The 14,836-nt window shown below is 71.0% G+C and carries 10 protein-coding genes and 1 tRNA gene; 8 read left to right on the top strand and 3 right to left on the bottom strand.

The window, feature by feature from the left end; all coding sequences use genetic code 11:
- The first annotated feature begins 9 nt into the window (after positions 1 to 9).
- Together ACIP4P_RS40980 and ACIP4P_RS40975 are read left to right on the top strand one after the other, a co-directional pair.
- A complete protein-coding gene (locus tag ACIP4P_RS40980; RefSeq protein ID WP_350517341.1) occupies positions 10 to 954 on the top strand; it encodes a metallophosphoesterase in 945 nt (314 codons plus the stop codon).
- 100 nt (positions 955 to 1,054) lie between these two features.
- Positions 1,055 to 1,128 (top strand) — tRNA-Pro (locus ACIP4P_RS40975).
- 129 nt (positions 1,129 to 1,257) lie between these two features.
- Here the strand turns inward: ACIP4P_RS40975 and ACIP4P_RS40970 are convergent.
- Both ACIP4P_RS40970 and ACIP4P_RS40965 read right to left on the bottom strand, forming a co-directional pair.
- A complete protein-coding gene (locus tag ACIP4P_RS40970) occupies positions 1,258 to 1,452 on the bottom strand; it encodes a hypothetical protein (RefSeq protein ID WP_400928295.1) in 195 nt (64 codons plus the stop codon).
- 69 nt (positions 1,453 to 1,521) lie between these two features.
- Positions 1,522 to 1,866, bottom strand: a complete 345-nt coding sequence (locus tag ACIP4P_RS40965; RefSeq protein WP_400928292.1) for a hypothetical protein — start codon at positions 1,864 to 1,866, stop codon at positions 1,522 to 1,524.
- Positions 1,867 to 1,991: 125 nt separating this feature from the next.
- Here ACIP4P_RS40965 and ACIP4P_RS40960 point away from each other — a divergent pair, with 125 nt between their 5' ends.
- The 5 genes from ACIP4P_RS40960 (at position 1,992) to ACIP4P_RS40940 (ending at position 11,016) form a co-directional block, all read left to right on the top strand.
- Positions 1,992 to 2,780, top strand: coding sequence for a GntR family transcriptional regulator (locus tag ACIP4P_RS40960; RefSeq protein ID WP_400928289.1), 789 nt, complete (start codon positions 1,992 to 1,994; stop codon positions 2,778 to 2,780).
- 5 nt (positions 2,781 to 2,785) lie between these two features.
- Positions 2,786 to 3,544 carry a glycosyltransferase family 2 protein gene (locus ACIP4P_RS40955; protein ID WP_400928286.1) on the top strand — a complete coding sequence of 253 codons (759 nt, stop codon included), beginning with the start codon at positions 2,786 to 2,788 and terminating at the stop codon, positions 3,542 to 3,544.
- Between the two features lie 57 nt (positions 3,545 to 3,601).
- Positions 3,602 to 4,405, top strand: a complete 804-nt coding sequence (locus tag ACIP4P_RS40950; RefSeq protein WP_400928283.1) for a hypothetical protein — start codon at positions 3,602 to 3,604, stop codon at positions 4,403 to 4,405.
- 619 nt (positions 4,406 to 5,024) lie between these two features.
- Positions 5,025 to 9,077 carry an AAA family ATPase gene (locus ACIP4P_RS40945; RefSeq protein ID WP_400928281.1) on the top strand — a complete coding sequence of 1,351 codons (4,053 nt, stop codon included), beginning with the start codon at positions 5,025 to 5,027 and terminating at the stop codon, positions 9,075 to 9,077.
- Between the two features lie 703 nt (positions 9,078 to 9,780).
- Positions 9,781 to 11,016, top strand: coding sequence for a hypothetical protein (locus ACIP4P_RS40940; RefSeq protein WP_400928278.1), 1,236 nt, complete (start codon positions 9,781 to 9,783; stop codon positions 11,014 to 11,016).
- 375 nt (positions 11,017 to 11,391) lie between these two features.
- On the opposite strand, the gene ACIP4P_RS40935 is transcribed toward ACIP4P_RS40940, so the two are convergent.
- Positions 11,392 to 14,211 (bottom strand): helix-turn-helix transcriptional regulator, encoded by a 2,820-nt coding sequence (locus ACIP4P_RS40935; RefSeq protein ID WP_400928275.1) that lies wholly within the window; start codon positions 14,209 to 14,211, stop codon positions 11,392 to 11,394.
- 224 nt (positions 14,212 to 14,435) lie between these two features.
- Between ACIP4P_RS40935 and ACIP4P_RS40930 the strand changes: the two genes are divergently transcribed.
- On the top strand, positions 14,436 to 14,813 hold the full coding sequence (locus ACIP4P_RS40930; protein ID WP_270145989.1) for a nuclear transport factor 2 family protein: 378 nt from the start codon (positions 14,436 to 14,438) through the stop codon (positions 14,811 to 14,813).
- Positions 14,814 to 14,836: the final 23 nt, after the last annotated feature.

Genomic DNA, 14,836 nt, shown 5'->3' with positions numbered 1-14,836 from the left:
CATGGGCTGATGCGACCGCTGTACTCCGTTCCCCTCGGTGTCGCCGCCGCCGGCGCCGCCTGCCTCGCCTACTCCGTCGGGTACGAGGTACGTGCCTTCCGGCTCCGCCGGGTCGAGGTCCCCGTCCTGCCCCGGGGCGCCAAGCCGCTCCGGGTCCTCCAGGTGTCCGACATCCACATGGTGAGCGGACAGGGCAAGAAGCAGCGCTGGCTGCAGAGCCTGGCCGGCCTCCGCCCCGACCTGGTCGTCAACACCGGCGACAACCTCTCCGACCCGCTCGGCGTCCCCGCCACCCTCGACGCGCTCGGGCCGCTCATGGACTTCCCCGGCGTCTACGTCTTCGGGTCCAACGACTACTACGGCCCGGCCCGCAAGAACCCGGCCCGCTACCTCCAGGCCATGCGCAGCGGCGTCCACGGCATGAACAACCCCGACGGCACCGGCAACCGCGGCATCAGCGGCGCCGTGCACAACCCCTGGGAGAAGCTCCGCGACGGCTTCGACGCGGCCGGCTGGCTCGACCTCACCAACACCCGCGGCCGGCTCACCCTCAACGGCCTCGACCTCGAATTCACCGGCCTCGACGACCCCCACATCCGCCGCGACCGCTACGCCGCGGTCACCGGCGGCCCCTCCGCCGACGCCGACCTCTCCCTCGCCGTCGTCCACGCGCCCTACCTGCGCGTCCTCGACGCCTTCACCGCCGACCGCTACCCGCTGATCCTCGCCGGCCACACCCACGGCGGCCAGCTCTGCATCCCCTTCTACGGCGCCCTGGTCACCAACTGCGACCTCGACACCCGCCGGGTCAAGGGCCTCTCCACCCACCAGGCCGGCGGCCACCGCTCCTACCTCCACGTCTCCGCCGGCTGCGGCACCAACCGCTACACCCCGATCCGCTTCGCCTGCCCCCCGGAAGCCACCCTCCTCACCCTCACCCCGGCCCCCCGCTGACCCCGACCGGACGCCCGCCCGAAACCGGATTTCGTGTCTCGGCGTGCGTCCGGTAGAGTTCTACTCGTCGCGAAGGAGACGGAGCGACAAACAGTAAGACCGGGGTGTGGCGCAGCTTGGTAGCGCGCTTCGTTCGGGACGAAGAGGCCGTGGGTTCAAATCCCGCCACCCCGACCCAGTAACACCAGCTCAGGGCCGGTGTCCCGCAAGGGACACCGGCCCTGACTGGTTTCTCAACGCTTGTGGGGACTGCTGGGGAGTGAGCTGGGGAGTGGATCTTGGGCGGCCGCTCCGGCGCGACTTCTACTGACTCCCCCTCAGCAAGGCGTCGAGCACAGCCACAGGTGAGCGGGGGCACATCCGCCGACGGGTGGCGAGCGCCTCCTCCCAGATCCGGGTCAGGCCTTCCATGAGTTCGTCGCGCATCTCCTGCGTGACGTGGGAGTAGCGGGCCCCCACAGAGCCGTCGAGGTGGCCCATCCGCTCGTCGGTCAGCACCTTCGGGATCTTCAGCCAGGGCAGCGGGCTTCCTCGATCCGTCGACCGCCGCCGCTGGCAACGGATCGGTCAGACGTGGATGCGCCGCGGGGCGGCCATCCGCTGCACGACCTGGAAGGCCGTCATGACGGCAGAAGAGGCGCCGAGGCCGACTAGGAAGGCCAACAGCCAGCCGCCGCCGGAGGCCAGCTCGGCGCCGCCGCCGAGTGTCGCCACCACGAAGGCGACACTGTGGACACCCCACGACGCCACACTCCCGCCGGCCGTCGTCGGCTCGGGCCGGCGGCCCACAAGCTCCAGGTCGTACCGCTGGACCTGGCGCAGGTCCCCTCCAGAGAGATGGATCACCACGACGCCGCCGTCGGCCTGATCAGCAGCACCGGCCACCGTGCCCAGCCGCCCGCAACTCTTCAAGAGATCCTGTCCTCAGGTCCTCTTTAGGAGTTATCCAAGACTATGAGCTGCGCCACCCCAACTCATCAAGTCCTCTTAAGGACTCGTATGCTGGTGTCCGCTAGCCGACTAGGACGGTGATCACCATGGCGAAGGCGTACGAGCGCATCGCAGACGACCTCCGCCAGCTCATCCGGGCAGGTGAACTCAAGCCCGGCGACCGGCTGCCGGCAGAGACGAACCTCGTCGAGCGGTTCAACAAAAGCCTCCCGACCATTCGCCAGGCCTTGGCCCTCCTCCAGGCCGAAGGGCTGATCGAGAAGCAGCACGGCCGCGGCAACTTCGTCCGCAAGGCGCGCAAACTCGTGCAGCGCAGCAACGACCGGCACCAGTGGGAGAAGAACCGCGCACGCGGCTCGCTGACGGAGCGCCAGCAGACCGGCGCGACGGAGCGCGACACCGGTCTGGAGCTGAACGACCTGGTCTTCGATGCGGAGTACCGGCAGATCACCGCAGATGCGGAGTGGGCCGCCGCCTTCGAAGTGGCAGAAGGAACGACTCTGCTGGAGCGAACCTTCCGGACGCGCTACCGCACGGAATCGACTCCCTTCAACCTCACCCGTTCGTACCTGGTCCACGACATGATCGCGGGCAACCCCGACCTTCTGGACGCCACGAAGGAACCCTGGCCGGGCGGGACGCAGAACCAGCTCCACACAGTCGACATCGAGGTCGACCGGGTCATCGAGCGCGTCACCGCTCGGCCACCGACGGCCGAGGAGACCGAGGAACTGGAGTTGCCGCCCGGCACCGCCGTCCTGGTGCTGCGGAAGACCTCCATCGACGTCGACGGGCGCGTCGTGGACATCGCTGACGTCACCCTCCCGGGCGACCGCACGGAGCTGACCTTCACCACTCGACTGGAAAGGTGGTGAGGGCCGTGCAGCGGCGCATCATCATCGTCACCGCCGTCCACCCGCCGGCCGCGTCGTTTCTGCCGGACGCCTACAAGTCGCTCTGCGAGCAGGAACTACCGGAGGGCTGGGACTGGCTCTGGCTGATCCAGGAAGACGGCAGGAGCGACCAGGTCGCGCCTTACGTCCCCGACGACATCCGGATCAGCTTCCGCCAGGGCCGACCCGGCGGTGCGGGCATGGCTCGGACCATGGCGATGGCCCGAGCCGAGGGCGAGTACGTCAAGGTGCTGGACGCTGACGACCAGCTGGCCCCCGGCGCCCTCGCGCGCGATATCGCCGCGCTCACCTCGAACCCCGAGATCGGCTGGACGACCTCGCGCGTCCTTGACCTGCTCCCGGACGGCTCGTTCGTCGGCTTCGACCAAGACCCGCCCGCCGGCCCCATCGAGCGCGGTGCCGTCCTGGAGCACTGGAAGGCTCACGACTACCGCGCCCAGGTCCACCCGGCGACGCTCTGCATCCGGCGCGACCTGCTGCTCGCCCTCGGCGCCTGGATGGCCCTCCCCGCCTCCGAGGACACCGGTCTCCTCCTCGCACTCAGCGCAGTGAGCCGTGGCTGGTTCTCCCCGGAGGTCGGCCTGCACTACCGAAAGTGGCCCGGCCAGGTGACCAGCCAGGCCGCGCACGTCGACAGCGCCGAGCGCGAGGCCCGGATGACGGTCATCGAAGCCAGGGCAGAGCTGCTTGCGGGTCTGGCGTGGCAGTACCCCGACGGGGCCTGAGCATTTCGTCTCGCGGCCGGAACGGCAAGAGCCCGGACACCTCTCCAGGACCGAGAGGTGTCCGGGCTCATCCGTGATCAGCGCTTCAGGGATGGGGTGGCCTGGCCGACCGAGGCCGCACTCAATGAAGTCCCGGTGCCATGCCCACACCGCCAGCTGCTCGATCTCAGCCTGCTGCCACAGCGCGCACCACCAGACATGCGGCAAGTCAGCCATTGGCAGGGCCACGCATCCCGTCCAACTCCTAGAATCCTCAAGACATCAAGAGAACTGCATGTCTGGGGGGGCGACTTGGCCGCGGCCGAGCAGATTGTGACGATCGCAGCCGTCCTCACGGGTGCACTGACGACGCACCTCACCAACCACGCGATGGAGCGGCGTCGGAAACAACACGAGCTGCTGACTCGGTGGGACGAGAAGAAGCTCAACGCGTACGAGGGCTACATCGACAAGATCAGGTCGTGCGTCTTCCTCGCCGTCCAGCTCTACGAGCACAAGGAGGGCGTCCACGCGAGCCCCAAGGGCGAGCACGAGCTCACCACGGAGCTGGCGGATGCCGGCTGGCAGCGTGGCCGCGCCTTCGAACGCATCATGCTCCTCGGCGGCGACGAGGTCGTAGAAGCCGCGCACCGGCTCAACGCGGCAGCCCTCGAAGTCGACTGGCAGGCCGGCGGCAAGGTCCACGGCACACTCGACGAGTGGCGCACCCGCAACCGCGCCGTCTTCGGCACCATCAACGAGTTCCACGACGCCGCCCGCCAGGACCTCGGCGTCCAGGGCAAGGTCAGCGGCGAGAGCCACCCGGAACGAGACCTGCTCTTGCCACCTCCGAGAGGAAGCTCGAATCGCAACCAGAGCTGAGAGAGAGCATCCCGAGCACACGTGCAGAAGGGCGCGCACGGAATACATGCCCCTGGCACCTGACGCAGCCGTCTGGGTTCCATCCGTCACGCGGACGGAACCCACGGGCTGCCCGGGCACCCCAGGCTGGGCTACGCAGTTGAGCGGTAGCTGCAGGGCCGGTTCGCGAGATCACCCTGCCGCGCAGCTGGGCTGCCCGGCGGTGCATGACAGTCCGAGCAAGTGCCCGAGCCTCCACGGCCTGGGCAGTGCATGATCCAGGGCCTTATTCGGGACGAAGCGGCTACGAGGTCGACGCCCACCATCCCGGCAGGGAAATGTGAGGCCGGGTCGGCTGCTGAGCAATCAGCATCCAGCCCGACCCGCTTTTCGACGCCGCAGGGTTCGGCACCGGTCCCTCCCCTGTGGGGACCGGTACCGGACCATGCGGCGGCCTCGTGGGCGGTCTCCGAGCACTGGGCCTGGGGCCTGTCCGGACGACGCATTCCGATCGTGCCAGTCGGGGCGCACGCCGAGGAGGGTGCTGGCGTCCGATCGGTGCTTAGCCGCAGGTCAGGTAGATAAAGTGGGTTTTCCGGTCCGGACGTCCGACGGCGGGGGAAGTGAGGAGGGAGAGGCATTGGCTCCCGACACAGGGGCACGCGCTGCCTTCGCCGAACAGCTCGCGCTGCTGTACAAGGAGGCAGGCAACCCTCCACTCAAGCGCGTGTCCGAGGGGGTCGTCCGGCTGCAGCGGGTCGACGAACGCGGGCTGCCCGTGCGGGTGTCGGCCCAGCGGATCAGTGACTGGCGACGGGCCAGGAACGTGCCTGCCCAGTTCGCCGCCCTCTCCGCCGTCCTGCACATCCTGATCCCCGAGGCCCGGCGTTCGCGGCCTGTGCCCGTGTCCGCAGGCCTATACGACGTCGCCCGGTGGCAGTCCCTGTGGGAACGGGCGGTGGCCGATCCGGCCGGAGACCGGACCACCGCATCCGCGGAGGCAGGGGCGGAGGCGCTAGCGGACGAACGGGCCCGTGGCGAAACGCCGGCCGTCATCACCGGCGGCGTGTGTCCGTACCGGGGGCTCGCTTCCTACCGTCAGCAGGATGCCCGATGGTTCTTCGGCCGTGAACGGAGCACGGACACCCTCGTCGCCCTGCTCCGCGCGGCAGAGCGGACGGGTGGCCTGGTCATGCTCGTGGGCGCTTCGGGGGCCGGCAAGTCCTCCCTCCTCCATGCCGGTCTCGTGCCCGCCTTGCAGAGCAATGCGCTGGGGAAGGGGAGCGGGCAGGCTGGTCCCGTAGTGCAACTCGTGCCGGGCGTCGATCCTCTCGCCGAGCTGACCCGTCGTATCCCCGAGCTCGCCGGCGTCGTCGCGGCCATGGACGGGTCGGCGCCAGAGGAACCGGCTGCCGTAGCACCTGGCACACCCGAGTTCGCGCGTGCCGTGCGAGGGGCCGTCACCGCCTGGGCCCATCGCGAGGCCGACTCCGCAACCCGTCCGGTCGTGATCGTGGACCAGTTCGAGGAGGCATTCACCCTCCACTCCGACGAAGTGCGCAGGCGCCTCTTCATTCAGGTCCTCCACGCCGCGTGCTCGCCCGCAGAGCCGGGCGAGCACGCCCCGGTGCTTGTCGTCCTCGGCATACGCGCCGACTTCTACGAGCAGTGCCTCAGCCATCCCGAACTGGCCGACGCGCTTCAACACCGCCACATGGTGCTCGGGCCGCTGACCACCACTGAGCTGCGCGAGGCGGTGACCGGTCCGGCCAAGGCCGTAGGACTGGAGCTTGAGCCGGGGCTGGCGGAGCTCATCGTCCGGGAAGTGGGTGCCGATGGACCCCGCGGGGCGCACAACGCGGGGGTATTGCCGTTGCTCTCACATGCTCTGCTGGCGACCTGGCAGCGGCGGAAGGCGGGGCGGCTGACGCTGGCCGGCTACCGGGCGGCGGGCGGGATCCAGGGGGCGGTGGCCGCAACCGCCGAGCAGGCGTGGTCCGGTCTTGATCCGGCGGCGCGTACCGCCGCGAGGCTGCTCCTACTGCGTCTGGTCCGGCTGGGCGAGGACACCCAGGCCACCCGTAGGCGCGCAACGCGGCGGCAGTTGGCCGAGGAGTCGACGGACCCCGGCAAGACGGAGGAGTCGCTCGAAGCACTCGTGCGGGCGCGGCTGGTGACGCTGGACGCGGAGACGGCGGAAATCACCCATGAAGCGCTGCTGCACGCCTGGCCTCGCCTGCGCGACTGGATCGACGAAGACCGGAACGGCAACCTGCTGCGCCAGCGCCTGGAGGAGGACGGCCGGGCCTGGGAAGGCTCGCATCGGGACTCGTCGCTGCTCTACCGGGGGTCCCGCCTCGACCAGGCCTACGGCTGGGCGAAATCCGCCGGTGACACCTTCCTGACCCGCAGCGCGGTGGAGTTCCTGGCCGCCTCGGTCAGCCTGCACAAGCGTACGGTCCGGGTGCGCCGGGGTGCCGTGTCGGCTCTGGTCGTCCTCGCCATGTTGGCCGTCGGCGCGGCGGTGCTGGCGTGGCAGCAGCGCGACGACGCTGTCTTCGACCAGGTGCTCGCCGAGGCCGACCGCGTCCAGTACACCGATCCGTCGTTGTCCGCCCAACTCGACCTGGTGGCCCACCGCCTGCGGCCGAAGGACGAGAGCACGAACAATCGGATCATCTCGATCGTGAATGCGCCGCTGGCCACGCCCCTCCTCGGCCACACCGGCGCCGTCTACCTCACCTCGTTCAGCCCGGACGGGCGGACCCTCGCCACCGCCAGCTACGACCACACCGTACGGCTGTGGAACGTGGCGGACCGAACCCACCCCATCCCCCTGGGCAAACCCCTTACTGGTCACGCGAGTTGGGTGAGCACCGCGGTCTTCAGCCCGGACGGCCACACCCTCGCCAGTGCCTCGGACGACGGCACGATCCGATTGTGGGACGTACGGGATCCGAGTCGCCCACGTCCGATCGACGGGCCCTTGACCGGCCATGACGGCACGATCTACCTGCTCGCCTTCAGCCCGGACGGCCGCACACTGGCCTCCGCCGACGAGGATCACACCGTCCGCCTGTGGGACATGACCGACCCTGGTCGGCCGAAGACGCTCGGCACCCTGACCGGATCCACCGCCGCCGTACGCTCCGTGGCGTTCAGCCCCGACGGGCGCACGCTGGCCGCGGGTGGCGACGACGCCGCGATCCGGCTCTGGGACATGGCCGATCCCAGCCGTCCGACGCCGATCGACACCGTGCTGACCGGGCACACGGCCACCGTGCACTCCGTGGCGTTCAGCTCCGACGGCGGGACACTCGCCAGCGGCAGTGCGGACGACACCATCAGGCTGTGGAACGTGGCCGACCCACGTCACGCGGCAGCGCTCGGCGCGCCGCTCACCGGCCACACCGGCCCCGTCTGGTCGGTGGCTTTCAGCCCGGACGGAACCATGCTCGCTGCCGCCAGCGCGGACAGCACGGCGAGCCTGTGGAACGTCAGCGACCCGGCGTACCCGTCCCGGGTCGGCGAGCCGCTCGCCGGCGGCAGCGGTGAGATGTACGCGCTCGGCATCAGCCCTGATGGCCGGACGCTCGCCACCGGGAACGGTGACAGCAAGGTCCGCCTGTGGTCGATCCCGACGTTGGACATGATCGGCCGTATCGGTGCGTTCTGCCCGGACGGACGGGTGTTGGCCACGGCCGCAGGCGACGGCAGGGTCCGACTGTGGAACGTGGAGACGCCCGGCCGGCCAGTGGCGCTGGGCGAACCCTTCACACCCGGGGGCGGCTCCCCACGGTCGCTGGTGTTCTCCCCTGACGGCAGCACCCTCGCGATGCTGACGGGAGACAACACCGCAGAGTCGGTGCAGTTGTGGAACGTCTCCGACCCGGCCCACCCCGTCCCCGACGGCCCGCCCGTCGCACTCCGCACGCGGTTCGCCGGCCCCGACGCGCTGGCCTTCAGCCCGGACGGGCACATGCTCGCGACCGCCTACGACGACCGGACCATCCAGCTGTGGAACGCCGCCGACCCGTCCCGCCTCCTCCCCATCGGCGCCCCCCTCACCGGTCACACCGGGTACGTCAACGCCCTCGTCTTCAGCCCCGACGGCCGTACGCTGGCCAGCGGCAGCGCGGACACCACCATCCGACAGTGGAACGTGACCGACTCCCGTCACGTCACCCAACTCGGCGCGCCCCTGAGCGGCCACCTCGGCCCCGTCAACGTGCTCGCCTACAGCCCGGACGGCCATACGCTGGCCAGCGGCAGCAACGACGACACAGTCCGCCTCTGGAACACCTCCGACCCCGTCGGGGCAAGGCCACTGGGCTCCCCACTCACCGGCCACACCGAGGCGGTCGCCTCACTGACGTTCAGTCAAGACGGCCACACCCTGGCCAGCGGCGGCAACGACAACACGGTCCGCCTCTGGAACGTCGCCCACCCGACCGAGGCCACGGCCATCGGACAGTCGATCAGCCCGAACGCCAAGAGGGGCAACTTCCTGTCGTTCAGCCCCAAGAGCCACCTGCTCGGCGTATCGAGCGGTGCCGACACCCTGCGGCTGTGGAACCTGGACGTCGACGCGGCGATCGGTCATATCTGCTCGACCACTCGGGGAGTGCTGACACCGGAGAAGTGGCAGGAGTACCTGCCCCGGCTTCCGTACGACCCTCCGTGCGACTATTGACGGCGTGATATCGATCACGCGCCAGCGCCGCAGGCCTGCAGCAGGCTCCCGCCAACAGGACGGCCTTGCTACGCTTGCGTAGCCCGATCGCTTGCGCATCCCCCGTCGCCAGCGGTCGGGCTCTTGCGTCTGCTACGGGTACAGCCACCCGCCGAGTGCGGTCCCCCTTGATCAGCTCTGACCGAAACCAGTTGAACCTCTGGGGAGTTGAACCTCTGACCCCCTCGATGCGAACTATTGGCAGGGTGGTCGCGGGGCCTGCTGAGTGGTCAGCCGGCCCGTGGAGTGTGGGGAAGGTCGGTGCCTGTTGCGGCGGTTGCTGTACTCCGCTGCTATGCCCTCCGCCAGCCTTTCGGTAGTCCGAGGATGCTGAACGGGCGGTCCGTGGATCGGCGGGGGCGGGCTGACCGCCGCGGGACGGCTGCGCCGGGAGGCGAGCCGTTCAACCGCCGTCCCCGCCGGAACACGCGTAGGGGCCCTCCGTCCCCGGCGGTCCCCTACGCGTGTTCCGGGTCTCCAACAGCAAGCAACCAAGATGGCGTGCTCACGATCTCGCCTCCGCTTCCTCAGGCGATCAACGACACGGCCGCACTGGAGTCTGAGATCCTTTGACCGTCTTTGCCGTCAGCTTCTGACGTGTGGTCACAGAACGATGGGGGTCTCGATGGTCGTGATGGGGAACGGACGGAGCAGGCGGCGGCTCGTGGCAGCGGCTGCCCTGCTGCTTCCGCTGGCCACTGGCTGTGGAAGTTCCGGGCAGCAGTCCGCCAGCACCTCGGGAAGCCCCGGCGCAGCCTCTACCCAGGCTTCACCGCAGGCGCCGCCGACCGCCACGAACGCGACCTTCCGTGACCACGACCTCGTGATCAGTGCGGGCTGCACGGTGCCCGCCTCCCGGCCGGCGAAGGTCTGGGTGCACGGATTCGACCCCAGCAGCTGGAAAACGGTGGCCTCGGTCGAATTCACCCTGCCCACTGCGGCGGTGGTCGGCTCACGACAGGGGGACAGGCTGAGCGCCCTTCAGGAGTTGTGTGCGGGGAACTTCCCGAATCCCGGGAGCAGCGGGGAGGAGTCCTCCGACTCCGCCTTCGGTCCGCGCATCCGGCAGCTCTTCGACCACGACTTCAGCCGGCTCGCGATCGTTACTGCCGACGACAAGACCGGCGCGAGCCACGTCGGCTACGTCGATCTCACCGGCCACTTCACCGATCTCACCGGTACACCCTCCGGCTTCACCAGCCTACCCAAGGAGAAGGACGCCCTCTTCGCCCCCGACAGCGGGAGTGTCTGGTTCACGTACCGCGACCCGAACGGGCAGGACCACATCGCCAGCCGTGACCTGTCCACCGACCACCGATTGACGGAGCAGTGGTCGGGACCGAGCGCCGGATTCGGAGACCTCGACCTGTCGCTCGGCGGCATCCCGATGCACGGCGTGACGGGAGGGAGCGTGTACTTCAGTCCGGACGGAAAACGCGCGGTCGGCTACGTCGACGGCGAAGGCCAGAACGTGGTGACTGTGACCGCGAACGGCGCCCTGAAGGCGAACGGTTCCGCAGGCAAGATCAAGGACATGGAATGCCGGCCGTCCGGGTGGGTCGACAACCACACCCTGCTCTGCGCCCCCGCCACGCTGGGAGACGTGAAGCCGCCGTACAAGAACAACCTGTGGACCCTCGACGTCGACCGGATGCACCCCAACGACTACGAGAACGCAAAGGACGCCGCCGGCCCCGTCCTACTCCCGGCCACCGACCGGAAGAACCTCCCGAAGGTCGTCTCCGCCGACGGCAAGAAGCTCCTGTTCCGTTCCGTCGAGGGAAAGCAGGAGACCGCATTCATTACCGACCTGACCCCTGGCGCCCAGCCCCAGCAGATCACTCCTGACGAGGCCGCGACTTCCCTCGGCTACGTCGACGTCCCCCTGGAGTGGCGCTGACCCACCCATCGGCCCCACCTGAGGTCCTAGCGACCCGTATATGGGCGCCCTCATCAACGGCACCGAGAGAACGTACGGCGTGAGTGTCTAGCTGCGCTACAACGAGTGCGCACTTCGGCGGACGACCGCGAACGCTCGCGGACCTTTTGGGCAGGTCAGCGGCACTGCGCGCCAAGGTCGGACGGGTGCCCGGGTTGCTCCGGGGCGAAGCGGCCGTGGGCTCAGATCCCGCCACCTCGATGCAGTGACACCAGCTCAGGGCCGGTGTCTCGCAAGGGACATCGGCCCTGACTGCTTTTCCGGGCTCTCTTGGGAGGAGCCCGGAACCGGGGTCCCGCCGAGGGTTCGGCAGGGCCCCGGGGCGGGCCGCGCTGGTTAGAGGGTGGTGGGGAGGGCGGTGCGGGAGGTGATGCCGAGTTTGGGGTAGGCCTTGTAGAGGTGGTGGGCGACGGTGCGGGGGCTGAGAAAGAGTTGGGCGGCGATGTCGCGGTTGGTGAGGCCCTGGGCGGCGAGGCGGGTGATCTGGAGTTCTTGAGGGGTGAGGGGGGAAGTGGCGGACGGGGGTGAGAGGGGGGTGGCGGGGGTGCCGGTGGCGGAGAGTTCGGTGCGGGCGCGGGTGGACCAGGGGTGGGCGGCGAGACGGTCGAAGGTTTCCAGGGCCGCGGTGAGGTGGGGGCGGGCGTCGGTGCGGCGGCGGGTGCGGCGGAGCCATTCGCCGTAGAGGAGGGCGGTGCGGGCGTGTTCGAAGGGGCGGTCGGTGGTGGCGTGCAGGTCGAGGGCCGCGAGGTAGGCGGGTTCGGCGAGTTCGTCGGGGCCGAGCAGGGCCTGGCAGCGCAGGCGTAGCGCCTCGGCCCAGGGGCGGTCGGCGGCGGCGGTCCAGCGGGCGAAGCGCTCGTAGGGTTCGGCGGCGCGGTCCGGGGCGCCGAGGCGGACGACGGCCTCGACCAGGTCGGGGACGGCCCGGGTGGCGCTGACGTGGTGGCGGTGCGGACCGGTGGTGAGGGTGAGCAGGCGGTCGGCGGTGCCGGCGGCGCGGCCCTGGCCGAGGTCGAGCAGGGCGAGCGCCCAGTGGGCCCAGGGGCGGCCGGCGGCGGGGGCCGCGGTCTGCGGGCCGGTGGTGGCGAGGGCGGTGGTGGCCAGTTCGGTGCAGCGTTCGGTGCGGCCGTCGAGGGCGGCCAGGTAGGCGAGCAGGGCGCTGAGTTGGCTGACCCACTGGTGCTGGCCGGTGTCCTGGGCGAGGACGAGGGCCTCGGTGGCGGTGAGTTCGGCGTCGGCGTGGCGGCCGTGGAAGAGCTCGGCCTCGGCGAGGAAGAACTGCAGGGTGGGCATCACCCCGAGGGTGCCCTTGGCGCGGGCCTCGGCGACGAGTTCGCCGCCGAGGTCGAGGGTCTCCTCGTCGCGGCCGAGGACGAGTGTGGCGCCGCAGAGTTGGACCAGGTCGGCGGGGCTCTCGGCGCCCGCCCGGCGGGCCGCCTCGACGGCCTCCCGAGCCGGGGGCGGCGCGGCGACGGGTCGGCCGAGGGCCGGGAGGACGGCGGCGGGCAGGTAGCGGGCGAGCGGGGCGACGGGGTCGTCGGCGGGCAGCTGGAGGGCGGCGAGCCGGTCCAGGACGTCGGCCACCGGCTCCTCCCCCGCGTACCAGGCGGCGTGGAAGGCCTGCAGCAGCATCCGGGTGGCGTGTGCGGGATCGACGGCCTCGGCCGGGTCGGGTGCGGTGGTCTGCTCGGCGGCGGTCTGCTCCGCGGCGGTCTGCTCTGCGGTCGCCTGCTCCGCGGCGAGGGCGAGGGCGGCGTCGAGCAACAGGCGATAGGCGGCCGGGTAGGAGCCGCGCCAGAAGTGGGCGACGGCCCGGACGTGGTCCAGCAGGGCGTGTGCGAGGACGCTGTCGGTACGAGCCCCGGCCTCGTCGGCGAGGGCCTCGGCGCGCGCCAACTCGCCTTCCTCGGTGGCGGCTTCGGCGGCCAGGACGAGGCGGCGGGTGGCCCCGTCGCGGTCGGGGGTGAGCCGGGCGGCGCGTTCGTACGCGGCCGCGCCGCCGTGACCGCCCCGGTGTCCGGTGCGGACGGCGGTGCGCTCCAGCGCGTCGGCGAGCTCGGCGTCGGGGGCGGTGGCGGCGAGGGCGAGGTGCCAGGTGCGGCGGTCGCCCTCGGGCAGGGCCGCGGCGATGGCCCGGTGGACCGTCAGCCGCTGGTGGTGCGGGGCGCGCTGGAGGAGTGCGGAGCGCAGCAGCGGGTGGCGGAAGGCGATCCGGCGGTCCGCGGTCACCGTGACCAGGCCCGACTCCTCGGCGGGGGTGAGGTGTTCGGCGCCGACGCCGAGCGCGGCCGCGGCGGGCAGCAGGACGTCCAGGTCGCCGCTCTCCTCGGCGGCGGCGACCAGGAGCAGGGTCTGGGTGGCCGGGGGCAGGCCGGTGACCTGGCCGTGGAAGGCGATCAGCAGCCGGCTGGTGAGCGGCAGGCCCCCCGCCGTGTTCGCCTGCGGGCCGGTGGTGACCGGGAGTTCGGTCAGCGCGAGGGGGTTGCCGGCGGCTTCGGCGAGCAGCCGGTCCCGGACGGCGGCGGGCAGGTCGGGGCCGGCCCGTTCGGTGAGCAGCAGGGTGGCGTCGGCCTCCGCCAGGCCGGTCACCCGCAGTTCGGGCAGGCCGAGTCGGCGTTCGGCGGGAGCGCCGGGCTCGGTGCGGGCGGCCAGCAGCAGGGCCACGCCCTCGGCCTGGAGCCGCCGGGCGGCCAGCAGCACGGCGTCCAGGGAGGCCCGATCCAGCCACTGCACGTCATCGAGTACGCACAACAGCGGCCGGTCGGTGGCGAGTTCGGCGAGCAGTCCGAGGGTGGCGAGGCCGACCAGGAGTCGGTCGGTGGACGTGCCGGACGGCTGCGGCGCCCGGGGCGGAGCGTCGCCGAGCCCGAACGCCTGCTCCAGGGCCCGGCGTTGCGGACCGGGCAGGACGTCCAGCCGGTCCAGGGCGGGCGCCAGCAGCAGGCTGAGCCCGGCGAAGGGCAGTTCGGCCTCGTACTCGACACCGGCCGCCCGGACCACCCGGAACGCCTCCCCGGCCCGGGCGACGGCGTCGTCCAGCAGGGCGGTCTTGCCGATCCCCGCCTCGCCCCGGAGCAGCAGTGCGCCGCTGTGTCCGTCCCGCGCCCGCGCCAACAAGGCGTCCACGGCGACCTGTTCGTGTTCCCTCCCGTACAGCATGCCCCGACCCTATCGAGCCGGCCACCGGCGCTCCGGCCCAATGGCCCACACGGCTCACACGGCTCACACGGCCACGCGGGCCGGACGGATGCCCAAGCAGGCCCGGCCGATACCTACGTACCCCCATGCCGATCCGTGACGGATTCGCCTGCGGACGCCCGTCCCTACCTTTGTGAGCAGCGGGAACGGCCCGCCAACCGCCCACCGGAACACGGGAGATGACCATGACTGAGATCACCGCCGCCACCCTCCAGCAGCTCGCCGAGCGCTACCTCGCGGTGTGGAACGAGACCGACCCGGCCGCCCGCCGCAAGCTGATCGACGAGGTGTGGGCGGAGGACGGCCGCTACACCGACCCGCTGGCCGCCGTCGTCGGCCGGGACGCGATCGACGCGCTGATCGGTGCGGCCCAGGCCCAGTTCCCGGGGCTGGAGTTCACCCTCGGGCCGGTGGACGCCCACCACGACATCGCCCGGTTCACCTGGAACCTCGGCCCGGCCGGCGCCGAGCCGGTGGTGATCGGCTTCGACGTGCTGGCGGCCACCCCGGAGGGGCGGATCGGCACCGTGCACGGGTTCCTGGACCGCGTGCCGGGCGCCTGAGCCCGTACGGAGCGGACCAGAGC

This window comes from Kitasatospora sp. NPDC089509 (assembly GCF_044749365.1).
In the GTDB taxonomy this organism is placed as follows: domain Bacteria; phylum Actinomycetota; class Actinomycetes; order Streptomycetales; family Streptomycetaceae; genus Kitasatospora.
This window is presented reverse-complemented; position numbering and strand designations above follow the sequence as displayed.